The 24,406-nt window shown below is 51.3% G+C and carries 17 protein-coding genes; 2 read left to right on the top strand and 15 right to left on the bottom strand.

Annotation, left to right across the window (positions count from 1 at the left end):
- Positions 1-6: 6 nt before the first annotated feature.
- Positions 7-753, top strand: a complete 747-nt coding sequence (locus ACDC99_RS11085; RefSeq protein WP_022316337.1) for a glycosyltransferase family 2 protein — start codon at positions 7-9, stop codon at positions 751-753.
- A gap of 112 nt (positions 754-865) precedes the next feature.
- A complete protein-coding gene (locus ACDC99_RS11080) occupies positions 866-2,635 on the top strand; it encodes a phosphoethanolamine transferase (RefSeq protein WP_370756755.1) in 1,770 nt (589 codons plus the stop codon).
- A gap of 620 nt (positions 2,636-3,255) precedes the next feature.
- Here ACDC99_RS11080 and ACDC99_RS11075 read toward each other — a convergent pair.
- From ACDC99_RS11075 to rnr, 15 genes are all read right to left on the bottom strand, one after another.
- A complete protein-coding gene (locus tag ACDC99_RS11075; RefSeq protein WP_370756754.1) occupies positions 3,256-3,765 on the bottom strand; it encodes a low molecular weight protein-tyrosine-phosphatase in 510 nt (169 codons plus the stop codon).
- Between the two features lie 1,159 nt (positions 3,766-4,924).
- The gene (locus ACDC99_RS11070; RefSeq protein WP_288967406.1) at positions 4,925-5,107 is read right to left on the bottom strand and encodes a hypothetical protein; all 183 of its coding nucleotides are present in this window, start codon (positions 5,105-5,107) and stop codon (positions 4,925-4,927) included.
- Between the two features lie 250 nt (positions 5,108-5,357).
- Positions 5,358-6,383: an IS110 family RNA-guided transposase gene (locus ACDC99_RS11065; RefSeq protein ID WP_042517114.1), complete on the bottom strand. Its 1,026-nt coding sequence runs from the start codon at positions 6,381-6,383 to the stop codon at positions 5,358-5,360.
- 1,061 nt (positions 6,384-7,444) lie between these two features.
- The gene (locus ACDC99_RS11060) at positions 7,445-8,260 is read right to left on the bottom strand and encodes a DUF3108 domain-containing protein (RefSeq protein ID WP_042520302.1); all 816 of its coding nucleotides are present in this window, start codon (positions 8,258-8,260) and stop codon (positions 7,445-7,447) included.
- Between the two features lie 42 nt (positions 8,261-8,302).
- Positions 8,303-10,387 (bottom strand): Ig-like domain-containing protein, encoded by a 2,085-nt coding sequence (locus tag ACDC99_RS11055; protein ID WP_370756753.1) that lies wholly within the window; start codon positions 10,385-10,387, stop codon positions 8,303-8,305.
- 81 nt (positions 10,388-10,468) lie between these two features.
- Positions 10,469-11,977, bottom strand: a complete 1,509-nt coding sequence (locus tag ACDC99_RS11050; RefSeq protein WP_022316321.1) for a GH3 auxin-responsive promoter family protein — start codon at positions 11,975-11,977, stop codon at positions 10,469-10,471.
- A 78-nt stretch (positions 11,978-12,055) separates the two neighbouring features.
- Positions 12,056-13,993, bottom strand: a complete 1,938-nt coding sequence (locus ACDC99_RS11045) for a 4-hydroxy-3-methylbut-2-en-1-yl diphosphate synthase (RefSeq protein ID WP_370756752.1) — start codon at positions 13,991-13,993, stop codon at positions 12,056-12,058.
- A gap of 48 nt (positions 13,994-14,041) precedes the next feature.
- Positions 14,042-14,551 (bottom strand): 5-(carboxyamino)imidazole ribonucleotide mutase, encoded by a 510-nt coding sequence (gene purE / locus ACDC99_RS11040; protein ID WP_044065225.1) that lies wholly within the window; start codon positions 14,549-14,551, stop codon positions 14,042-14,044.
- Between the two features lie 124 nt (positions 14,552-14,675).
- Complete coding sequence (locus ACDC99_RS11035; protein ID WP_042520304.1) at positions 14,676-15,293, bottom strand: hypothetical protein; 618 nt, start codon at positions 15,291-15,293, stop codon at positions 14,676-14,678.
- Positions 15,290-16,882: an RNA polymerase factor sigma-54 gene (gene rpoN / locus ACDC99_RS11030; protein ID WP_370756751.1), complete on the bottom strand. Its 1,593-nt coding sequence runs from the start codon at positions 16,880-16,882 to the stop codon at positions 15,290-15,292. The genes ACDC99_RS11035 and rpoN overlap by 4 nt, the downstream gene beginning before the upstream one ends.
- A gap of 257 nt (positions 16,883-17,139) precedes the next feature.
- Positions 17,140-18,567: an L-fucose/L-arabinose isomerase family protein gene (locus ACDC99_RS11025; protein ID WP_022316326.1), complete on the bottom strand. Its 1,428-nt coding sequence runs from the start codon at positions 18,565-18,567 to the stop codon at positions 17,140-17,142.
- A gap of 48 nt (positions 18,568-18,615) precedes the next feature.
- Positions 18,616-20,103, bottom strand: coding sequence for a glycerol kinase GlpK (glpK, locus tag ACDC99_RS11020; protein ID WP_370756926.1), 1,488 nt, complete (start codon positions 20,101-20,103; stop codon positions 18,616-18,618).
- Positions 20,104-20,111: 8 nt separating this feature from the next.
- Entirely contained in the window at positions 20,112-21,038 is a 927-nt protein-coding gene (locus tag ACDC99_RS11015) for a transketolase family protein (RefSeq protein ID WP_042520306.1), read from the bottom strand.
- A 21-nt stretch (positions 21,039-21,059) separates the two neighbouring features.
- Positions 21,060-21,938, bottom strand: coding sequence for a transketolase (locus ACDC99_RS11010; protein WP_262503138.1), 879 nt, complete (start codon positions 21,936-21,938; stop codon positions 21,060-21,062).
- A gap of 225 nt (positions 21,939-22,163) precedes the next feature.
- Complete coding sequence (gene rnr / locus ACDC99_RS11005; RefSeq protein ID WP_042520307.1) at positions 22,164-24,365, bottom strand: ribonuclease R; 2,202 nt, start codon at positions 24,363-24,365, stop codon at positions 22,164-22,166.
- Between the last annotated feature and the right edge of the window lie 41 nt (positions 24,366-24,406).

The raw sequence follows: 24,406 nt of genomic DNA, 5'->3' as shown, positions 1-24,406 counted from the left end.
CGCAAAATGCAGCAAGCATCAAAGACAGAAAACAACTTGCCGAAGGTGTCGATAGTGACCGTTACATTCAACGCCGGACCACTGCTGGAGAAGACTCTCGGCAACCTGCAGATGCAGGACTATCCCAACAAGGAGATTGTGGTGGTGGACGGAAAGTCTACCGACGACACCATCATCACGATAAAGCGATACGCCCATTCGGGAACGATAACGACATGGGTGAGCGAACCTGACCGCGGCATCTACGACGCCATGAACAAGGGCGTGGGGATGGCAACGGGAGAATGGGTGATATTCATGAACGCCGGCGACGTGTTCGCCGCCGATGATGTGTTGCGACGCGTATTCTGCCAGCCTCTTGCCGACGCCGACGTGGTGTATGGCGACGTGGTGAAAGACGGCAACGTGAAGAAAGCTCCCGAGAGCTATTATCTCTACCATCGCATGATATTCTGCCACCAGTGCGTGTTCACACGCCGCGACAGCCTCATTAGCACTCCTTTCGACATCAAGCACAGGTTGTCTGCCGACTTCAAATCCTTCATAGAACTCTATCAGAAGGGGGCGCGCTTCAGATACGTGAACCTGCCGATAGCGATATTCGACACGGGAGGCGTGTCGAACAGCCACCGGTCTAAGGGACTGCGCGACAACATCAGCGTGGTGTGGGAGACGATTCCCATGCCGCAGCGACTGAAATTCATCATGCGGCTCGGAGTGCCCTATCTGATGTGCAGGCTGAGAGGGAAATGAAGTATTACAAGTTGACGAGTAAACAAGTTGACGAGGAGATTAGTTAGACGAGTTGACGAGCGGCATATCGGAGACATGCGAAACAAACAATAAACAAAATTCTACCATTCTTATGCTTAACGACCCTACATATCTGAAAATATTTATGGCATTCATCGGAATGATCATCACCTTCGCCATCTGCTGCGGCATATACTACGGATGCAACGCCGGAATGAGCCACAGCGCACGCGGACAGCAGACAAGGCGTTTCGCCCTGTCGTCGCTGATGGTATGGATTCCGCTCGCCATAATAGGCATCAGACCGAATCTGCCCGTCGCCATGGCGGCTGTCACTGGCGTGGCATGGGCTGCAACATACCCTCTGCTCTATCATCTGACAAACCGCAGGAAATCGCCTGACTATGAGAACTACGGTGAGATAGCTTGCGGTATTTATATCTTCGGACTGGCTGCCGCAGTGGGCATGATGGGCGGAGGAATGATTGTGGCTGTAGCTGAATGGGCACTGCTGATGGTGAGTCTGTCGCTGGCAGTATACTACAGGCTCTATGGCACGTGTATCGACGCCAACGGCATGAAAATACTGCAAGACTCCCACCCCAACGAGATAATAGAATTCGCACGGTCGTACTCCTGGTGGAAGGTGGCGCTGCTGCTGGTGGCTATAGTGGCGCTGCTGGCTGGTGTGGTGATGATGAACATTCGGTCTGGCGTGGCTCTGGAACCATGGCGCATCGCTGTGGCTGCCCTGGCGGCTCTGGTGTTCGCATGGTATATGTTCAAACCGCGGCGCGGAATGTTCCAGAGGTCGGGGATTGTAAGGCTATGGCTGGACATAAAGGAGTATTCCGCCAACGACAAACGCTACGTCACCGAGATGGAACGCCGCTTGAAAGACCTCAACGTGAGACCCTTGGGAAAGCCCTTCGGCAAACCTTCCACTATAATGATGGTGATTGGAGAGTCGGCATCGCGCGACTATATGAGTGCGTTCACGAAGATGGACCACGACACCACGCCTTGGATGCGCGGCATGGCGGAGGACAAGGAGCATTGCGTGCTGTTTCCCAACTCCTACAGCTGTGCCATGCACACCGTGCAGTCGCTCGAAAAGGCACTGACGGAATACAACCAATACAACGGCAGACAGTTTTATGACTCCTGCTCCGTTATCGACATCGCACACAAACTGGGATACCGCGTTCACTGGTATAGCAATCAGGGACATCTCGGAGCCAACGACACACCGATAACGCTGGTGGCAAACACGGCGGAGGTGGCGAAATGGACGAAGCAGGACTTGGGAAAGGTGCAATACGATGAGTCACTGATAGATTTCCTCGACGAGCTGGACCCGGCGGAGAACAACTTCCTCGTGCTGCATCTCAAGGGAAGCCACTTCAACTTCCTCAACCGCTACCCTGCCGACCGCACGGTATGGGGAGAACAGGGGGTGCAGGACAATGTATTGAACTTCGAGAATTCTCTGAGATATACCGACGACGTGCTCCGGCAGTTTTATGAATATGCCAGCAAGCGCCTGAACCTGCAGGCGATGGTATATTTCAGCGACCACGCCACGATTCCCGACAGACACCGTTCGCCAAACTTCGCCGGCTTCGGCGATGTGCGCATACCGCTTTTCGTATGCTTCACCGATGAATATATGGCGTGTCATCCCGACCGCATAGAGGCTCTGAAGGCTAACAAGGACGCATTCTTCACCAACGACCTTGCCTACGAACTGATGTGCGGCATCTTCGATGTGGAATCCAACCATTTCGACGAGTCCTCGTCATTGGCAAGCAAAACATACAGATATACTCGCGACGACCTCACCACTTACGAGGGAAAGGCTCGCATTGCGGATGACAAATGATGCGGGTACACAGATAATGTGGGCACCCAAATGAATGCAGGTACACACGGATGATGCGGCTACACGGAATTAATTCAGATACACAGAAATAAATTTGTGTGGATAAGATTTGGGGAGGTAATCCCAAACCGGTCGTATGGAATTCCCGAACTCTGGTTGAGGGGTATATATAAAAAAAATAGAGGACGACTTGATCACTCAAACCGGCCTCCTGAAAACAATTCTTTTTAACGATATCAGTTGTGGTTGTAACCAGTAAAACTAATCAGTGTTACTAAGACTACTGCCATCAACATCATAGTCGTCTTAAAATCTAATAACATAATCTTTACCTTAAATCTATCAAACTACTAACCTATGAAAAATGTATTCTCCCGAACACGTTGCAAAGATACAACCTTTTGTGTTCGCACACAATAGTTTGGGCAAGTTTTTTAATGTACTTATTGATTTCTTTGACATACATCAAGGAATGTAACATAAAAAGCTTCACTTTTTACTTTATCCTTACATTTTGTAACATTTGTTTCGATATGCGAGACAAAACGACAAAGATAAAGAAAAGAGTGAAGCATTGAATACTCGGTATTACATAAAAACAGCCTGATGACCGTTTTTTGCTAAAGTTTCTCCTCTGCCAAAAGGCGCGCCACCTCCTTACAAGCATCCTCTATAAGGTCGAGAGCAATTTCAAAATCCTTTTGCGTCCCATAATATGGGTCTGGCACGGTGTGGTAATCCCTGTGGTCGGTGAGATAAGCTGCAAGACAAAGGATTTTCTTCCTGTCGGCAGCATTGCGTGCCACACCATTGAGGTCGGCAACATTCTCATGATCCATAGCGAAGACATAATCGAAGCGGTCGAAATCCTGAGGCTTCACCTGTCGTGCCCTGCTGCTGAAGTCATATCCCCGGCTGGCGCCACATTTCCTCATCCTGCTGTCGGGCAACTGTCCCGTATGCCAGGCTCCTATGCCGGCGGAGTCTATTTCCACGAAACCGTCGAGTCTGGGGTCGTCAGCCACAATACTCTTCATCACTCCCTCGGCAGCCGGCGACCGGCAGATATTGCCAAGACATACAAACAGAAGATATTTCTTCAGCGGGTTCTTTCTTTCTTCTCCAAACATAATATCATATATAATAATGTGTCGCCAGCGTCACTGCTCAGCAACGGTTAATAATCAGGTGCAAAGATAATGCAAGGCGAGAGCAGAACGAAATAAATATATTTATTTCTTATGCCGAGCCGCAGCTTATCTTATCTAAACCCGTTGGCGGAATTAGATTAGCGCACACTTAATCCTAATGTCAGTTTGTATTAAAATGGGCACGATGCTTGCCCAACTGGGGCAACGTGCTTGCCCATCATGGGCAACGTGCTTGCCCCTGTTGGGCAGATTTGCTGTCAGACGGATGCCCAATAAGTTGATGTTGTAATACCCATATCCCTGTTTTCAGAATTCTGCCAGCGCATGCAATTCCTGTCGTCTTAATTCCTTTCATCTGATAATTCTTTTCATCTGACAATTCTCTTTTCATCAGCAAACCATCCAGACAATAGGCTGACAATTGCCTGGCAGCCAACGGTCTGATTGCCAGAATATTACGATAAAAAACCAGACAATCTGACAGTTTTTCAGAAATTCTCGTTTTTACTGAGAATCAGCGATATGGGAAACTTTTGCTCATATCGACCAAATTAATTCCACCAACGGGTTATCTAAAGATAATGCAAAATCCGGGTAAATGAGAGAAATGGGAATGCATTCACATTTCCGAACGGGAGGATTTTATCTAAAACCGAAGACATAACAACAAGCTTGCTTGAAAATATACCCGACAACTTGTTTACCAAACAAAAAAATTGTTCTCGCACACAACCCTATTGACATACGTCAATAATGATTGAGGAAAATGCAAAAAATATCCGTTTGGTATTGCAACTTTACAAAAAATCCATACCTTTGCATCGTGTTTTTCATAGTATTAGATTTAAGGTTAACAAAGATTGGGACTCAGCGGAGCCCCTTTTTTTATGCCCATAAGTCTGACACCTCGAAAAACAAGGATTAACCCCAATCGGTCATTAGGACGTTTACATTATTTTTTTATGACTTCTTGCAGTCTTTCACTTTCAATGCAAGTACGACAAACTTGTCAGATAGTAAAACGGCAGTTATAAAATATAGCAAATAAGAAAGTGTGCCAAAACTCGCTGTCACGAGCCTTGACACACCCTATATCCTCTACATGCCACTATCATGGCATGCGCTACAAACTAAGATATCAATAATATCTTGCAGTGAAAGTGCTTACACCCAAAACGCGGAACTTGACACCGTCCTCCTTGTCCATATAGTCCTGGTATAGATGCATCTGATTGCCGTCGAAGCGCACTGTCACGTCAGCCCAGTCGTCATCGTCATCATCGTCGTCGTCAAGGTCAACAGGCTCCCACAGGCGCAACACACCGTTCTTAGAAGCCCAAGCAAGCGAGTGCGATGAAAAATGAATAAATGAAGTTTCTTTTCATAGTTTTTTGTTTTTTCGTTATTGATAATAGGTAAGTTAATTATGTGGCATCATGTCACTCATTTTGCCGTTTTTTGTTCTCATCTGAAAGGATAACATTTTAATTACCCTTCGGCTGCAAAGATATGTATTAAACCCAAATCGCTTTCTATGTTAATATCCAAATGTTTTGACCATTATTTTCAATTTATGCTGAGATTTTATATTCAGGGGTGAATGTTTGGCGATTTCTGACCATGGCTGTGACCAAATGTACAAGTTTGTTCTTGACATTGTTCAGTGCAACCTGCTTCTTCTTTCCTCGTTCTACGAGGCGCATGTAGTACCTCGCCATAATGGGATTGAAGTTGACGGCAGCTAGTGCCGCTTGCGTCAGCATGGCCTTTATCTGGCGGTTAGCCATATAATGTACATGCGGATCGGAATGCACACTGGTTCCCGAATCTTTGCCAAATGGAGCTAGGCCGTAATAGCAGGCAATCTTGCGTGAGTCGTAGTTGAAACGCCGGAAGTTGTCGGTGTACACCATCAGGCACACAGCGTTCTGCGTTCCTATGCCAGGCACCGAGGTCACGATGGTGAACACCTCGGTGAGTTCCTCGTCCGACTTGATGAGATCGGCAATGCGCTTATCTATCTTCTCTATCTCCTTATTGAGTTCAGAGACGATGTGCCGTCCGCTCTGCGAAATCATTGTCTTGACTGGCGACTTCTCCATAGTGAGTCGCTTTTCGCCTCTACGCACCTGGAAACTGCATCTGTGTCTTACGATCATCTGACGGTATAGGAACAGCTCACGCAGTTGTGTAAGCGACTCGCTAAGAGGCTCGTACATAACGGCTTTATCGTAATTCCTCATGGCGTATTCTGCAATCATCGAGGCGTCAGCACGGTCAGACTTCAATCGTCTAAGACCAGATGCGTCTTTGATGCTCTTTGCGTTCTCAAGCCACATGTCGTAGCCTTTACCGTAGAGGAAGTTGCACAGTCCCTTGCTGTAGTCGCCCGTGTTCTCGCCACAGAAGAGCCACAAGGACGAGTCGATACCGCAGGAATTCTGCTCAACCCACTTGACCAACTGCCTATAGCCAGACACGGTTGTCTTGAACTCGTTGAACACTCTAGCAGCGGTTTCTGCCAGTCCGTCTGCAAAAAGGATAGCCACATCAACTTTTTCTTTCGAAAAATCAACTCCGATAAATAAATTCTTCATAACTTTGTACGAGTTATATTGTGTAGAATTGGTCAATAGTTGTATGGACTAACACTCTAACAAGGCTCAGAGCCGATAACTTTCTATCTGGTCTTTGCAACTATGTCGATGAGGACCTAAACGATTTATAGCTTTACGGCTGGGTCATTAGCTGGTTTACCTCTTCGACAGACCGATTCTACCTTTTTACAACAAAGGTACGAAACTGTCTTTAGCAATCATAGTTTTACCTTGATTATTTTGGAGTTTATGCGACTTCGTCGCAATCTTCTGCAAACTTAGAGGTCATTAGGCCGTTTAATGTATAATTTTAATAACTGCTTGCAGTCTTTTGCTTTTTATAAGGCGTCTTTTGCTCGTTTTTAATTCGCAATAGCCCGCTATTACTCATTAAAAGCCAAACAAAATCCACTCTTCTAAAAAACAAAATCCATGCAAGCCCTAATGACCGATTTGGGTTAAACATTGAATCCACAATAGTTCAAAAATAGAACATTTTTTAGGAAAAACTAACGAAACCTAAATATCGCAACATATATGACGGAATTTATTAAAAATAATAGAGTGTAAAGACAATACCCATGCTTTTTTCAGATGAAAATGCAGAATAAATATATCAGTGAGAATAATGCGTGCATCCGCCTGCGGCGATGGACAAAGATTTAAACACATCAGCCCCCACCTAGCCTCCCCCGGAGGGGAGGGACAGATACCATTGGCTGCATGATTATCGTTTGTAGTTATCAGATTATCAAAGGGTTATCAATAGTAATAGTAACTGTCCCTCCCCTTCGGGGGAGGCTAGGTGGGGGCTGATGGTAATATACTGAGTAACTTGTTCCTTCCCTTTAGGAAGGCTAGGATGGGTTGTCCAACGGGGGAGAACGAGAGGGGGCTAATGACAATAACCGAAGAAACACTGCCTATGACATCAGCAAGGTATAGACTGTCTACTTTGTCTATAACTTCAGCCCCCACCTAACCTCCCCCGTAGGGGAGGGACAATTACTCTTAGCTGTCTGATAATCGCCTGTATGCCAGTACAAGGCATCTTCAGCCTGTCATTTCACAAGCGAAGAGATGGGGTTTCTCACACCCTTCATGCTGGTGAGGAATGCTTTCGCACTGCCAAACTTGAGGAACATGTCGAGACGGATAGGCACGTGGTTCTGGTCGTCGGTGACGTAGAAGCGCACTATCTCCTTCCATTTCCTGTCCTCATACTCCAGATACGAGAGCTCCACGCAGCGGTATTTCTTGCCGTTGTCTGCCTTCACCTTTGTAGTGCCGTTGAAACGCAGACGAGCCGGTGTGGTGCCCTTGCCGTCGGCAATAGGGAAGTCTACGACATGACCCTTCTTCCAATTTGCCGAACTGAAGGAGCGTGCCCTCATGAAGATGTTCATCATGTCGAACACACAATTGCCGGGAGTGAGGTTCTTCCATAAGTGAGAACCGTCGTTGCGCTGACGATGACAGCGCAGATGCGGTTTGCCGCCGGGATAGGAGTAGAACACCTCGTCTACGGTATACCGCTTTCCTTCACGTGCTCCCTTTCTGAAATACAGCGGTTCGAGCTCCTTTGAAGAGTAGCAGAGCAGCGTGTCGCGAAGCACGAACATATTGTCTACCTTGTTGTTGCCCCTTGTGGTGAGGCTCGACCTATAGGCACTCTTTCCCTTGTATGTGCTCTCTACGGTATACATACTGGCGGTGCCGGCCTTTACCCATACGAATTTCCAGTTATAGTAGAGGTTGTATGACAGGAACTCGCCCGACTTGAATGCTGTGTTGCGAAACGAGCACTGCGCCGATGCCATTGTGCATGATGCCATGACCATTGCCACGACTATCATTATTCGACGAAATCTTTTCATGATGATAATGTTGTTAATAAGTTGTGTCTATCGAGATTCCACTCACTGTCTGCCGTCGTAGCTGATGCCGAGCTTCTTAGCCCTTTCAGCGTTGCGGCGCTTGATGGTCTTGTCCTGCTCCGGCTTCTGCTTGGTGATGGCATACGGTTTCTGGTGGGCAGCATCACGGGAGTCGGGAGTCCACGAGAGGGTGATGTCCCATTTCGCCTTGCATTCTATACTCTCCGGATAATAGTATGTAGCCTCAGCCTGTCTGCCGTCGGCATAAAACCCCGTGTCCCATTCGCCGTTGCCGTTGCCGTCTGTGAACATCCTCAGATAATACGTGCCGGGGTTGACATAGAAGAATTCAGCCACTCCGCCACTCACAGCCACCGCCTTCACTGGTTTGTCGTTGGCGTCGAGCAGCTGCGCCACCATTGGCAGCGTGTCGTCAGGAGCGCTGATATTGACGAGCAGCGTGCCGTATTCGTCTTCCGGCTTCACCTTGAATCCCTGTTTGTATTCCGGCGACGGCGCTCCGTAGATGTCAACGAATGCAGTGGAGTCGATTTCCAGACTGTATTCCACGCCTGGTCTCCACTCCCCTATCAGCTCATACGAGCGCGCCACGTTCTTCCGCTCTCTGAAAATGAACTTGGAGCGATACCACAGCGTGTCGTGACGGGCATAGAGATGAATCATCGAGGTGTCGATGCGTGCCAACGGCGTAGGCATCTCCACGGTGATGTTCCTGTCCGGGTCGAGATATGTGGCAACGTTGTATTTAGGTTCCAGCAGTTCGATAGGCATCTGCTCCTGGTATTCCTTGCCACGCTTCTTCGCCTTGTCCTGCTGCTTTTTCCATTCCTCATATTTCCGCTCACGGTCTTTCTGCCGCTTCTCATACGACACCTTGGAGAGCACATCCAGCGTGTCGGTGGTGAGGGAGAGATTTCCGAGCGTATCGGTAGCCATATACGATAGTTGCAGAGTCAGCGTGTCCTGGTTTACGAGCGCCGTGTCGCGCAGCCAATAGCTCACGGTATCGTTCAGCAGCGAGTGTTCCACTATGAAAGCATCGTCGCTGTTGAAGTTCAGTCCCTTCACCACAGGCAGGTTTGCATCACCACCGCTGAAGAATACGGTGAAGAGACGAGGGTCCTTGCGCTCCACCTTCAGGAAGAAGCGGTCGGTCTGTGTCTCTGTGAATGCCCTCAGCACGATGTCGTCGGGGATGAACCGCGTATATTCCACGGAACGGATGGAGTCGATATGCAGGGAGTCGCGCCAGATGGTGTCCTGGCGTACTGCCCCAGTGAATTTCGGTTCTATTACATCATCCGAGAAGGCTATCATCTCGCTCTTCTGACTGAAGAAGTAGTTGCCGTCGGCATCCTGTAGCGCCACCACCCGGTATCTGCCGGGAGCCACGCCACGCACCACGAAGCGTCCGCGACTGTCGGTGCGCGAAACGCGGAGCAGAGGCTGCGAGAGGAAGGGGTCGAGCGACTTTCCGTCGGCGGAGGCATTATAGCCCTTCAGCAAGTTGCCCTCGGTGAGAGCCTCATCGCCAACGGCATAGAGTCCCACGAGGATACCCTTCACCGGTTCCAGATTCTGGGCGTTGACCACGTTTCCTGCCACCTCAAGCGTGTCGATGTGGTCGCTGGTGGAGAAACTGTAGGTGTAGTTGCCTAGAGGATTGCCCTCGTTCATGTCGGAGATCGCATCAGAGAAGTCGATGGTATAGGTGGTGTTGGGCTTCAGTGAGTCTTTCAGTTCCACCACAATCTTCTTTCCGGCACCCTTTATCTCCGGCGTTTCGAGCTGTGGCGGCGACACCACCACTTTCTCCGTGGGATTGTCCACCTGGATGAACTCATCGAAGAGGATGGATATTTTCTTCGCCTTCACCCCCACTCCCTTGTCGGCCGGAGTGCAGCCGATGATGCGTGGAGGCGTCTCGTCGAACCATCCCCCGTCGGGCTGTCCCATCTTTGCACAAGACGAGAGCAGCGAAGTGATGGTCAGCAAGACCACGCATGCCGGCAGCCATCCCTGTTTCTCAAGAGAGAAGGAATGCAGAATGGTATTTCTCAAAAAGTCGTTTGCTCTTCTGTATATCATATATATAATATGTGTCATTGTTTGTGCTCATTGCGCCGCTGCCACATAGGTCTTGTCTTCATCCCGAAGATGCCATGCCTGTGGCAGACGGGGCATGCGTCAGCCATTCATCTTCAGCAGTTCGTCGATGTGCTTGCGGCTGTTGCTCAGGCGCGGCACCTTATGCTGTCCGCCGAGCTTTCCCTTCGACTTGAGCCAGTCGTTGAAAAGGTCTTTGCGCGCCTTTACTATCTCCAGATGCTGCAGCGTGATGTTCTTGTAGCGTTTCGCCTCGTAGTCGCTGTTTATCTCCTGCAGCTTCTTGTCGAGCAGCTCCGTGAACTTGTCGAGGTCGGCAGGCTCCTTGGAGAATTCTATCAGCCACTGATGGCGGCATTTGGCATTGTCGTCCATGAATACCGGAGCGGCGGTATATTCCAGCACCTCGGCTCCTGTCTGCTCACAGGCGTATGCGAGTCCCTTCTCCGCATTGTCAACGATGAGCTCCTCACCGAAGGCATTGATGAAATGCTTGGTGCGGCCGGTGATGACAAACTTGTACGGATTTGTGGACGTGAAGCTCACGGTGTCGCCGATGACATATCTCCACAGTCCGCACGAGGTGGAGATGAGCATCGCATAGTTCTTGTTTGTCTCCACTCCCCAGAGCGGCACGACGGTAGGATTCTCCTTGTCGAACTCGTCCATAGGGATGAATTCATAGAACACACCATAGTCTATCATCAGGAGCATCGACTTGTCGGCAGGGTCGTCTTGCAGTCCGAAGAATCCCTCGCTGGCATTGTATGTCTCCATATAGTGCATGTTTGGCGAGGTGATGAGCTGTTCATACTGCTTGCGGTATGGAGTGAACGCCACACCGCCATGGAAGAACACCTCAAGATTCGGCCACACCTCCTCAAGATGCTTCTTGCCGGTGAGCTCCATCACTCTGGTGAGCACGGAGAGCATCCACGACGGTACACCGCTGATGTTCGTCACATTCTTGTTTATCGTCTCCCTGGCTATGCGGTCGCGCTTTATCTCGAAGTCAGAAAGGAGAGCCGTGGCTTTCTTGGGCACACGTACGAGGTTGGCAAGCGGATTGATGTTCTCTATGAGGATAGCACTGAGGTCGCCCACAAGCGAGTCTGCCACACCATAGTTGGGCGAGTGGCTTCCGCCAAGGATAAGGCTCTTGCCGTCGAAGAGGCGGCTGTCGGGATTGTTGCGCAGATACAGAGCCACGGCATCCTTGCCTCCGGCATAATGCACATGCTGCAGACCGTCGTGGCTAACGGGTATGAACTTGCTCTTGTCGTTGGTGGTGCCAGAGGATTTGGCATACCATTTCACGCTTCCTTTCCACAACAGGTCGCACTCGCCGTGGCGCATACGGTCGATGTAGCCCTTGAGTTCCTCGTAGGTGTTCACCGGAACATGACTGGCGTAATCAGAGTATGAGCCTACGGCTCCGAAGGAATACTTGCGTCCATACTCGGTGTGCTTGGCATTGCTCATGAGATAGTGGAGCACTTCCATCTGCAGTGCCTCTGCCTCCTTGTCGTATCGCTCTATCTCCTTCTGACGGGAGACGAACGCTCCTCGTATTATCTTTGTTAAACTCATTATAATCTGTATATAGTTGTCGTTTGAGGCATGCGGGAAGAGTTGTCGCCCTCCCGCAAAAAGGAAAGCATCATCGCATTATTCCTTTATGTCGCTTCTGATAAGCTGCAGGAGCTTCTCCACTGCCTCTTCTTCGGGTATATTCTTCTCCACACACTCCTTGCGGCGATACAGGGAAATCTTGCCCCTGCCGGCTCCCACATAACCGTAGTCGGCATCTGCCATCTCGCCGGGACCGTTCACGATGCATCCCATGATGCCGATCTTCAGTCCCTTCATGTCTTTTGTAGCCTCCTTGATGCGGGCGATGGTGGCACGAAGGTCGTAGAGAGTCCTTCCGCAACCGGGACAAGAGATATACTCCGTCTTGGTGGTGCGCAGGCGGGCTGCCTGGAGAATTCCGAATGCCGTGGCGTCGATGTCGGCATCAGAGAGAGTACCGTTGTTCATGAGCCATATGCCGTCGGTGAGTCCGTCGAACATCAGAGCACCCATGTCGGCTGCCGCCTCAAGCTGGAAGTCGCCTTTCTCCTCCTGACTGTGGGAATACATCTGGCAGAACACCACTGGATTTGCCACGCCCTCAGTCATAAGTTCATGCACGAGAGCACGCTGCTCGCCAAGGCGGTTCACATTGTTGCTCACGCTGATGACGACAATCTCCGGATGCGCCTTCAGGCATGGGATATATTCGGCGCTCGGCGCTCCGTATGGCAACACAAGGAACTTGAGCGGCGCTTTCACTCCGCTCAGGAACGGGATGGCATTGTATGGGAATATCGGGAACACGTTGTGGCGCTGCTCCCCTGAAATCTGTGCGTAGACATTGAAGTCAACGATATACTTCTGACCTTCCACCTTGTTCTCCGGGAGTTTCGCTCCCATATATAGATAGTCGGGGGTGAGGTCGGGGTTGGCATTTGCTGCCGGAGCCTCATCGCCATGGATTCTGCTGCTTATCACCACAGGCAGGTTGTCGCCGCCGATATTCTCCACGGGAACAGTGGTGCGGCGCTCAGGAGATACCCAGTTGAACTTGTCGTATACCCGGCCTGGGATAAGCGTATGGCCGGCACGCCTGGTGATATAGTCCACGAGATGGCGCGCCACAGGAATCTCAGCCTCCGGCTCCTCGCTGAGCGATACTCGTATGGTGTCGCCGATACCGTCGGCAAGCAGCGCTCCGATACCCACGGCACTCTTTATCCTTCCATCCTCGCCTTCGCCTGCCTCTGTCACTCCCAGATGCAGCGGATAGTCCATCTGCTCACGGCGCATGGTGTCAACCAACAAACGTACAGACTCCACCATTACCACCGTGTTGCTTGCCTTGATGGAGATCACCACATCCTTGAAGTCTTCACGCTTGCAGATGCGCAGAAACTCCATGCAGCTCTCCACGATGCCTGCCGGCGTGTCACCATAGCGAGACATGATGCGGTCGGAGAGCGAACCGTGGTTCACTCCGATGCGCACGGCAGTGTGGTGCTCACGGCAGATATTGAGAAACGGCACGAACTGCTTCTCTATCTTCTTCAGTTCCTCGGCATATTCCTCGTCGGTATATTCCAGTTTCTTGAATGTGCGCGCCGGGTCAACATAGTTTCCGGGATTTACACGCACCTTCTCTGCATACAGCGCCGCTACATCGGCTACATGAGGATTGAAATGCACGTCGGCAACGAGCGGTGTAGTGATGCCCTCCTCACGGAGACGGGCGTTGATGTTCTTGAGATTCTCTGCCTCTCTCACTCCCTGAGTGGTGAGACGCACGTATTCTCCGCCAGCCTCAATGATACGTTTTGCCTGATCCACACATGCCTCGGTGTCGGCAGTGGAAGTGGTGGTCATAGACTGCACACGGATGGGATTGTCGCCACCAAGCGGTGTGTCGCCGACATTCACCTCATGGGCTTCACGGCGGGAGTAGTTGAAAAGACCGCTCCATCCGTCAGTGTCACATCCTACTCCTGCACATGCATGGGGATTCTGGCTATGATTATTCTTGATATCCATTGGGATTATGAATTTTAACGATTCGGAGTTAGACCCGAAACGGGAAAATCAATTAGTCTTGAAGTTATATTTCACCTCGGCAAGATCCTTGTTTGCCTTCTCTATCTTGGCTCCCAGACCATCCTTGTAGTTCTTCATCTTCTCTGCGAGAGAAGCGTCGGCAAGAGCCATTATCTCTACGGCAAGGATGGCGGCATTCATCGCACCATTCACTCCCACCGTGGCAACAGGTATGCCAGGAGGCATCTGTATGATGCTGAGCATGGCGTCCATACCGTCGAAGGCACTACCCTTGATAGGCACTCCGATAACCGGAAGTGTGGTTGATGCTGCGATGACTCCCGGCAGTGCGGCAGCCATTCCGGCACCGGCGATGATGACCTTCAGTCCGCGTCCTGCCGCATCCTTGGCAAATTTCTCCACGGCATCCGGAGTGCGGTGTGCAGAGAGGGCATTGACCTCGAAAGGCACTTCCATATCATCCAGGAACTTCATCGCTTTTTCCATCACAGGCAGATCGCTGGTGCTGCCCATTATAATACTTACTAATGGTTTCATATCTTTATGTTTTTATCGTTGTCCTTATCAAATTTATTTTCCTGACATCCCCATGAGAACAGCGTCGGATGAGAAATGCTGCTGGTGCATCAAAGACTCTGCCTCAGAAAGAGACTGAGGCGTGTCATACGAATATCACAGTGAAGAATCCCACCAACACTCCCACTATGAAGCCGATGTAGAGCTGGCGGAGATTGTGCTGGCGGAGTATCATCCTCGCACTGCCCACCATGCCCGAGAGCAGGAACTGTCCGCAGAGCCACCACACGGGATTGAACATGAACTTGAATCCGAATGCCGCCAAGGCTCCTGCCATTGCCCCCATCGCCGCCATGTGTACGGAAATCTTCCACCACATGTTCACTATGGCACATACTATCTGCACCACAAGCGCCGCCACCACAATGCTGCCCATCAGATGCGGCACATGATAGAAAATCATGACGTAATAGCACAAGAAATAGCAGAGTATCGACACGAGATAGGGTATCACACGCTGCTCCCTGGCACCAAGTTCGAAGAGTGTCCATCCGTGGTAGCGATGGTATAGTTTGATGAGCGATACCGGCAACAGTATCGTGAAGATGTAGGCTATGAAAAGCACGAAGAGCTTGTATCCCAAGGGCATGCGGTTGAGATAGCTGAACGTGAACAGAACAGCCAACCCTATGACGGGCAGATAGAACGGCGAGGAAAAGAGGCTCACCCCTTTTGCCAGCCTTATGATGTTTCTTACATTCATTTCTTTCTGAGTCTTGCTACCGGTATTCCCAATTGTTCCCTGTATTTCGCTATCGTTCGCCGTGCTACCGGACAGCCTTTTTGGGCGAGTACCTTCGTGAGGGCATCGTCTGAATAGGGTTTCGACTTGTCTTCCCCATCGATTACCTCCCTCAATGCCAATTTTATCTTGCGTGTGGACAGCTCCTCGCCGTCCTCTGTCTTTATTCCGTCACTGAAGAAATGGCGGAGCTTGAACGTACCCCAGCGTGTCTGAGCATACTTCATGTTGCTCACTCTCGATATCGTGGATATGTCGAGACCCGTGCGGTCTGCCACATCCTTGAGTATCATGGGTTTCATGTCGCTCTCGTCGCCGTCCTGGAAGTATTTGCGCTGTATGTCGATTATCGCCTTCATGGTGACATACATGGTGTGCTGCCTCTGCTTCACGGCGTCGATGAATCCCTGTGCCCGTTCCACTTTCTCCTTGGCATAGAGCAGCGCCTCCTTGTCGCGTCGCGACATCGACGCCTTGTTTGCCTTGTAGCCCTTGAGCAGTTCGGTGAACGAGGACGAGACATACAGGTTTGGCACATGGCCGCTGTTGATGGAGAATGTCACGGTGCCGTCGTCGGCGGTATCCACTATGAAGTCTGGCGTTATCTGCTGCATGTTTCTGCCTTCGGTCTCGCCGAGCGATGCACCCGGCTTGGGATTCAAGCGGAGGAGTTCTGAATACACCGTGTCGGCGGTAGTGGGGGGAATGTTCAGCTGCTTCACTATCTTGTCCCAATGCTTGTTCATGAACTCATCGAAATACCTGTCGATGACCTTTAGCATCAGTCGTGTGATTTCAGTGTCGGGCCGCCTTCTGATCTGCAGCAGCAGGCATTCGCGCAGGTCGGAAGCTCCTATGCCGGCAGGATCGAAAGTCTGCAGCAGGGTGATGACGTTCTTAACATCCTCCTCCGTGCAGTATATGTTATGATAGATGGCAAGCTCGTCTGAGATGCTGTCGGCAGACTTCCTCAGCAGTCCGTCACCATCGAGCGACCCTATCACATATTCCATTATCTCCCTCTGACGGTCGTCGAGGTCTACGTCAACCATCTGCTCCTTCAGTTTGTCGTAGAAAGAAGCCTGCTCGCCATATACCATCTCCTCATAGTCGGCAGAGTCGGCATTGCCGTAGTATGACGGATAGTCGGCATCTGGCATACGGTCGTCCATACCGATGTTCGACAGTGCGTCGTCGAGTGCCGAAGCCCTCTCCTCCCTTTCTGTCGCCGCATCGAAAGCCGCGGCTGCCTCGTCTACGGTGTCGTCGCTGTCGCCGGCGGATGCTGACGCTTCATTACCGGCAGACGGGGTTTCCTTGGTGGCAAACGCCGAAGTGTCGGCAGACTCCATTTCAGAATCTCCGGCAAATGCCGCATCATCCGGCGAAGAGCTTTCCATGGCGGGATTATCGTCAATCTCTGCCTGTATGCTCTGCTCCAGTTCGGTAAGCGGCATCTCCAGCATCTTCACCGCAAGCATCTGCTGCTGCGTGAGTCGCTGCACCTGAACAGTCTTCTGCTCCTGACTTTGAATTAGCTTCTGTGACATAACGGTGCAAAATTAAGTATTTTATTCGTTATTATCATCAGTCTATCTTTAAAATTGCGTTATAGAGTGTTTTAATTATCCGAAATGGAATAACCCGGTTTACTTTTATGCACAAATAAGCGGCAAATGGTCATAATATCCAGACATTCTACCAGACATGTGAAAAAAGGCGAAGGGATGCGCCATTCACATGGAACATCCCCTCTTCGTTTTTAATCATCTATGAAAAATGTATTTATTATTGCAGTGTGTATGTGTTATTCATGCACATAAAGATCCCAGCCGAGATAGCTGTCGAGAGCCTCCTCGATGACACCTGCCACATCAGCACGCACGAGTGCCACATGGTGTTCGAAACCGTTCTTGCAGATATACTTCATCAGCTTCTGCAGTTCAGGCACCTCGGTGACAACGATGCAGCCATCCATGCCGTATGGATCGTCGGTCATCTTTCCCTCTCCCACGTATGCCTTTATCATTCCCTTTGTATCGTCGGTAGAGATACGGAAGAAGGTGAAGTCGCCGGCGCTAACCTTGGCGTAAACGGCACCGAAGGTGTTAATCTTGCCGAGCGTGCGGCCGAGCACACCAAGCGGGCCAAGGCGCAGGTTGTCGTTGCCGATGAACGATTTAGGGAAGTTTCCGCAGTGGGTGCATACACACTTGTTGCGGTTTTCTGCAAAGTTGTTGTTCCAGTCGGCGATTGCCGACGGTTCTTTGGATGCCAGCGTCAATGCGAGCATAGACACGGCACCGGCAATGTCGGTCTCACAGGCTGCCGGTATGCCAGCCTCGCTGAGCATACTCATGGTGACGCATGCAGCACAACCGAAGTTCTGCTCCAGCGAGTCCCAACACTGTATTGCCACGGCATCCACCTGGTTTGCCTCAACCCAACGGTTTACGGCAACGCCGAACTTGCACTGCAGACGCAGCTTCTCCCTGTATGATTCAGGCACCTCAGCATATCCTGCCACCTTCTCCATCTGGCGGAGCAGGTCGGTGTCGCTGTCTTCTATCGCCTCTGCGGCATATAGAATCTCGCTCAAGTCTGCCGGCACCACAGTGATGCCCGATGCCTGCAGCAGTTTCTCACTCGCACGACAGGTGTTGAAGCCCAGCGGACGAGTTCCTATCTGACCGATGCGGGCATGCTTCAGTCCGTTCACCACGCGGCATACGGCAGCGAAGCGGTTGATATCTTTTGCCAACAGGTCGGAATATATTGAGTATGTATGCAGAGTGGTGTCTGTGAATGGGATGCCATACTGGTAGAGGTTGTTGCATACTGAAATTTTTCCGCAGAATGCGTCTCTACGGCTGTCGAGGTCCACCTTGTCGTTCTCGTCGTCGCAAGCCTGCACAAGAACCGGCACATGCAGGTCGGCAACGCTGATTGCGTTTATGATGCCGATCTCGAAACCGAAGTTAGGCAACGACACGATGATGCCGTCGATGCGGTCACGGTTCTGGCGGAACAGCTCCGCACATTTCAGTCCGTCCTCTCTTGTCTCTATGCTGCTGCTTCCCGTAGGAGTGGCATCTTCAGGGAGTATCACATAGTCGTAGCCCTCGGCGTCCAAAGTCTTCAGCAACTGCTTGCGCACGTCTCTGGCAAGCTCAGAGTTGAAATATGCACGTGTGCCGATGATGACACCGAAACACTGTTTTTTGTTCTTCTTCATAATGCTATTGTCTTTTGTTTCTTAGTTTTTACATGTAGAAGGTTTATTTCATTCGGGAGAATTGATGAGCTGTCTCACAGCCTTGTGCCATCCCTCTATGTTCTTCTCCATCCAAGCTTCGTTGTCCTGCGAACATACGGTCCATCGGCTGCGGCGCAACCGTGCCACCTCATCGAAACTCTTCCATACACCGCGAGAGAGTCCGTTCATGACAACGGCTCCCAATGCCGATGCCTCTTCAACGTCGGAACAGTTTACCGGCACTCTCAGACAGTCTGCCTGAAACTGCATCAGGAACCTGTTCTTGGTCGGTCCTCCGTCCACACGAATCTCCTTCAGGTCTATGCCAGCCTTCACCGTCATCGCCTTCACGAGGTCGTTCACCTGATATGCTATCGACTCCAGGGCGGCACGCAGGAAATGCGCTCTCGTAGTGGCGAGCGTCATACCCATCACAGCAGCCCTCACCTTGTCGTTCCACCATGGTGCGCCGAGTCCGGCAAACGCCGGCACGAAATACACGCCGCCATTGTCTGCCACCGACAGCGCCTCAGGCTCCACGTCGGCTGGCGAGTCAATCATCTTGAGCTGTTCCTGCAGCCATTTCAGTGTGGCTCCCGTACTGTGTATGTTTCCCTCAAAGGCATAGAACACCTTTCCGAGGGCGGCAAAGCCGATAGATGTGACGAGTCCGTCGGGGGCTGGCACCGCCTTCTCGCCGATGTTCACCATCACCGACGACCCAGTGCCGTAGGTTGCCTTTCCGAGTCCTGCCTCGAAACACATCTGTCCTGCCAGCGCTCCATGGGAGTCGCCGAGCACTCCGGCAATGGCAACAGGCTGCAGGAAGAGTCCTTCCACCACAGTATCGCCGAACACGCCGTCGCATGGCAACAGTTCCGGCATCATGCTGCGAGGGATACCGAAGAGTCTTAGCAGGTCGTCGTCCCACTGCAGCGTATGTATATTCATCAGCATCGTGCGTGATGCGTTGGTATAGTCGGTGACATGGCGTTTCCCGCCGGTGAGTTTCCATATCAGCCAGGAGTCCATCGTTCCCATGAGCAGTTCGCCACGGTCTGCCTTTTCTCTCGCACCTTCCACATTGTCGAGAATCCATTTCACTCCGCTCGCCGAGAAATAGGGGTCGATGAGCAGTCCGCTCTTCTCCATCACCATCGGTCCGTAGCCCTGCGCCTTCAGTTCGTTGCAGATGTCCACGCCACGCATGCACTGCCACACCACGGCATTGCATACTGGATGTCCGGTGGTCTTGTCCCACACCACCACGGTCTCCCTCTGGTTGGTGATTGCCATGGAGTAGCTTGCCTCCATGTCGGCATCCTTCATCAGCTGCTTCACGGCAGCTATCACATTGGCGTAGATCTCTTCGGCATCGTGTTCCACCCATCCAGCCTTGGGATAATACTGGTGGTGCTCCACGTTGACACGCTGAAGCATCTCACATCTGTCATTGAAGAGCATCGCCTTTGTTGCCGATGTGCTCTGGTCTATGGCTATGATATAATCACCCATTTGTCTTGTCATTTCTTGAGAAAGTCGTTGGCTGCCTTCACTATGCCGTCGGCATCGAGTCCGTAGTGGGCGAAAATCTCCTTGTTGGTACCGTGAACCACATTCTCGTCTGGTATGCCGAGGATGCGCACGGGCACCGGATTCTCCGAAAGCGTCTCTGTGACGATGGCTCCGAGACCGCCGAACTGGCTGTGCTCCTCCACTGTTATGATGCGTCCTGTCTCCTCTGCCGCCTTGCGGATGGCTTCGGCATCAAAAGGTTTCAGCGACGACATGTCGAGCACACGGGCACTGATGCCCTGCTCCTTCAGCATCTTTCCTGCCTGAAGGGCGTGGTATACGGTCTCGCCGCATCCTATGATGGTGAGGTCTTTACCGTCGAGCAGCATGTTTGCCTTGCCGAGCTGGAAGTCGAAGTCGTCGTTCTCATATACGTCGGGCACTGCCGCACGTCCCACTCTCACGTATACAGGATGTGGGAAATCCACGAGCAGCTTCACCAGCTTGCGTGTCTGGCGCGCGTCGCATGGCAACACGATGTTCATTCCCGGGAATGTGCGCAATGCCGCGATGTCGTGCAGACTGTGGTGTGTGGCTCCGAGTGCTCCGTATGCCACTCCTCCGCTCACACCGAGTATCTTCACCGGATTCTCACTGTATGCGAGATCCACTTTCACCTGCTCCAGACTGCGTGCCACATAGAAGCATGCCGGTCCGCAGGCAAATACCTTCTTTCCGCTGTGTGCCAGACCGGCTGCTATTCCCACGGCGTCTTGCTCAGCGATACCACATTCAACGAACTGCTCCGGCAGCTGGTCGGCGAAGTCGTTGAGCGTCACCGAACCGCGTGCGTCTGTCGTTACAGCAATAATATCCTTGTCCTGCTTTGCCAATTCAAGCAAAGTGTCAGTAAAACTCTTTCTACAAGCTATCATAGTTCTATATCAATGTGTGTATTAAAGGTTCTTTATTCTTTCGTCTATCTCGCTGAGTGCCTGGCGATACTGTTCCTCGCTCGGCATACCGTGATGCCATTTTGCCACATTCTCCATATACGACACTCCCTTTCCCTTAGTGGTGTTTGATATCAGGAGGTGTGGCTTGTGGTTGGTATAGTCGATGGCGGCAAAAGTCTTCATGATGTCTTCCATGTCGTCACCGTCCATGCGTTTCACGTCCCATCCGAAGGCTGTCCAGCGTGCCGCGATGTCTTCTATAGCCATCACGTCTTCGGTGTTGCCGCTTATCTGCAGATGGTTGCGGTCGATGATAGCCACCAGGTTGTCGAGCTTATACTGATGTCCTGCCATGGCAGCCTCATAGATAGAGCCTTCGCCCTGCTCGCCGTCGCCCATCATCACAAAGGTCTTGTAGTTTCTCTTGTCCATCTTGGCAGCCAGTGCCATACCCACTCCGATAGAGAGTCCGTGGCCCAGCGCTCCTGTGTTCACTTCGATGCCCGGCACTTCAATGGTGGGGTGTCCGCTGAGTATGGAACCGAACTTTCCGAGCGTGTCGGTGATTTCCTTCTTCAGGAATCCCTTTGCCTCAAGGGTGACATAGAGTGCTTCCACGCAATGTCCTTTACTGAGAACGAAACGGTCGCGGTCGGGATTCTTCACGTCGGCTGGACTGACGTTCATGATATCGAAATAGAGTGCTGTCATAACATTGAGACATGACAGGTCGCCGCCGATGTGTCCGGCCTTGGCATTGTAGACCACTTCGATAAGCCTTCTGCGGTTTATCTCGGCTTGTTTTATGAGTTCTTTTGTTTCCATCTTCTTCTTTTTGTTCTTTTTATATACAAGACGCGGATGGGACTCTTTTGTAATGCCTTAGTGACGGTGAAAAAATAACTTGGTATGATTTGAGCCTCATATTTTTTGAGATATTTTGTTTGATACTGCCGGCTGATATCGGTTGGGAATGATGCGGGGCAACGGTATCTGCCTCATTATAATACAGTAATTGGCAACCTGTACTCTCTCATGACGGAAGAGTACCGGTTGCCAATGACGATATGATTATCAATAGTTTATCCTGAGCGTAGCAGCTGTCTACTCGTCAGCGATTCCGAAGTCGAGCTGTTTCTTCTCCAGGTTTGCCTTTGCCACCTGCACACGTATCGGGTCGCCAAGCTGATACCTGTTGTGGTGGCGACGGCCTACAAGACAGTAGTTGCGCTCGTCGAAATCGTAGTAGTCGTCCTTCAGGTCTCTCAGCGACACCATTCCCTCGCAGTGGTTCTCGTCGATTTCGCAATAGATGCCATAGGAGGTGAGTCCGCTGATGTGGGCATCGTAGGTGTTGCCTATCTTGTCTGACATAAACTCCACCATCTTGTATTTTATACTGTCGCGCTCGGCGTTCTGTGCTATCTGCTCCATGTCGCTGGAGTGTTCACACAGTTCCTCGTAGTGCTCCTTGTTGGCACTGCGTCCTCCTGCCTGATAGCGTGTTAGCAGGCGATGCACCATAGTGTCGGGATAGCGGCGGATAGGACTGGTGAAGTGGGTGTAATACTCGAAGGCGAGTCCGTAGTGGCCGATGTTGTGGATGCTGTATTTTGCCTTCATCATGGCTCTCAGCGCCACGGTTTCTATCACCTTCTGCTCCTTCTTGCCGGCGCATTCGTCGAGCAGAGTGTTGAGACTCTTTGTGATGGCACCCTTCGTGCCGTCGGTCTTCACCTTATAGCCGAACTTCACCACAAACTGTCTCAATGTCTCCAGCTTCGTTGGGTCGGGCTGGTCGTGGATACGGTATGGCAATGTCTTCGGTTTCTTTCCCTTCGCCACCTTTCCTACGCTCTCTGCCACGGTGCGGTTGGCGAGGAGCATGAACTCCTCCACGAGTTTGTTGGCGTCTTTGGCAATCTTGAAGTAGCAGCGTGTCGGCTTGCCCTTCTCGTCGATGTCGAAGCGCAGCTCCTCACGGTCGAACTTCACCGAACCGTGTTTGAACCTTGCGGCACGCAGCTTCTTGGCTATGCGGTCGAGCATTATGAGCTCCGTGGCATACTCTCCCTGATATGTCTTTCCCTTGGCTGGTGGCGGTGCTGGCTGTCCTGTTCCGTCCACCACTCCATTGTCTTCAAGGATTTTCTGCACTTCCTCGTAGCAGAAACGGCGGTTGCTCTTTATCACGCAGTGATGGAGCCGCCAGCGCAACACCTCTCCCTCTTCGTTCATGTCGAATATCACACTGTATGTGAGCTTCTCCTCGTCGGGGCGCAGCGAACAGATGAAGTTGCAGAGTCGCTCCGGCAGCATCGGTATGGTGCGGTCTACGAGGTATATACTTGTGGCTCGCTTCACTGCCTCCTTGTCGATTATAGACCCCTCGGTGACGTAATGCGACACGTCAGCGATATGTACTCCTACTTCCCATAAGCCTTTCGACAGTTCGCGGATAGAGAGGGCGTCGTCGAAGTCCTTGGCGTCGTGTGGGTCGATGGTGAAGGTGGTGACGTCGCGGAAGTCTTCTCTCTCCTTGTAGTCCTGCTCGGTTATCGTAGGGTCTATCTTGTTGGCAGCGTCTTCCACTGCCTTCGGATATTTGTATGGCAGACCGTATTGAGCGAGTATGGAGTTCATCTCCACATCGTTGTCGCCGGTCTCGCCGAGCACGTCAACCACTTCGCCTATCATGCTCTTGTTCTCCTTGGATGGCCACTGGGTGATCTTCACCACTGCCTTGTCGTTGGTCTTTCCGCCCTTCAGCTTGCGCTTGGGGATTATGACGTCGTTTACGAAGATATTGCCGTCTGACACGAGGAAGGCGAAGTCTCTCTCCACTCTGAGCTTGCCCACGAAGGTGTCTTTGGCTCTCTGCAGTATCTTTGTCACCATTGCTTCGCGGATGTGGTTCTTGCGGCGCGCCATGATGGTGAACTGCACCTTGTCGCCGGTGAGGGCGAACATGGAGTTGCGCTCTGCCACGAATATCGGGGCTGCACCGTCGTCGGGAACGATGGTGTTCTTGCCGTTCGCCTTGCGCTGGAAGGTGCCTTCCTGCACCTGTCCGTTCTGGTTGAGCTGATAGGCGCTTTCGCCTTTCCTGACGAGGAAGTCGTCCCATGCCATTTCCTCCATCACGTCAACGGCGAGCATCTTTGCGGGATGCGTGTCGAGACGGAGCGCACGGAATATTTCCTTGAAACTATATTGCTTTTCGGGATTCTCCAAGAAGAAGTCCTGGAGCTTATCTATAATCTGCTTCTTGTTAAGTCGTTTTCTTCCTTTTCCACCTTTTGCCATAATAGTAAAGTTTTATATTAGAAATATCATCAAAAAAACAA

It is taken from the genome of Prevotella pectinovora, assembly GCF_041323955.1.
GTDB classification, from domain to species: domain Bacteria; phylum Bacteroidota; class Bacteroidia; order Bacteroidales; family Bacteroidaceae; genus Prevotella; species Prevotella pectinovora.
Note: the sequence above shows the minus strand (reverse complement) of the source record. Positions and strands in the feature narration are given on the sequence as shown.

Coding starts and splice junctions, on each gene's coding strand:
- ACDC99_RS11085 (WP_022316337.1), top strand. CDS start 7: ATGCAGCAAGCATCAAAGACAGAAAACAACTTGCCGAAGGTGTCGATA.
- ACDC99_RS11080 (WP_370756755.1), top strand. CDS start 866: ATGCTTAACGACCCTACATATCTGAAAATATTTATGGCATTCATCGGA.
- ACDC99_RS11075 (WP_370756754.1), bottom strand. CDS start 3,765: ATGTTTGGAGAAGAAAGAAAGAACCCGCTGAAGAAATATCTTCTGTTT.
- ACDC99_RS11065 (WP_042517114.1), bottom strand. CDS start 6,383: ATGAAGAATTTATTTATCGGAGTTGATTTTTCGAAAGAAAAAGTTGAT.
- ACDC99_RS11060 (WP_042520302.1), bottom strand. CDS start 8,260: ATGAAAAGATTTCGTCGAATAATGATAGTCGTGGCAATGGTCATGGCA.
- ACDC99_RS11055 (WP_370756753.1), bottom strand. CDS start 10,387: ATGACACATATTATATATATGATATACAGAAGAGCAAACGACTTTTTG.
- ACDC99_RS11050 (WP_022316321.1), bottom strand. CDS start 11,977: ATGAGTTTAACAAAGATAATACGAGGAGCGTTCGTCTCCCGTCAGAAG.
- ACDC99_RS11045 (WP_370756752.1), bottom strand. CDS start 13,993: ATGGATATCAAGAATAATCATAGCCAGAATCCCCATGCATGTGCAGGA.
- purE (WP_044065225.1), bottom strand. CDS start 14,551: ATGAAACCATTAGTAAGTATTATAATGGGCAGCACCAGCGATCTGCCT.
- ACDC99_RS11035 (WP_042520304.1), bottom strand. CDS start 15,293: ATGAATGTAAGAAACATCATAAGGCTGGCAAAAGGGGTGAGCCTCTTT.
- rpoN (WP_370756751.1), bottom strand. CDS start 16,882: ATGTCACAGAAGCTAATTCAAAGTCAGGAGCAGAAGACTGTTCAGGTG.
- ACDC99_RS11025 (WP_022316326.1), bottom strand. CDS start 18,567: ATGAAGAAGAACAAAAAACAGTGTTTCGGTGTCATCATCGGCACACGT.
- glpK (WP_370756926.1), bottom strand. CDS start 20,103: ATGGGTGATTATATCATAGCCATAGACCAGAGCACATCGGCAACAAAG.
- ACDC99_RS11015 (WP_042520306.1), bottom strand. CDS start 21,038: ATGATAGCTTGTAGAAAGAGTTTTACTGACACTTTGCTTGAATTGGCA.
- rnr (WP_042520307.1), bottom strand. CDS start 24,365: ATGGCAAAAGGTGGAAAAGGAAGAAAACGACTTAACAAGAAGCAGATT.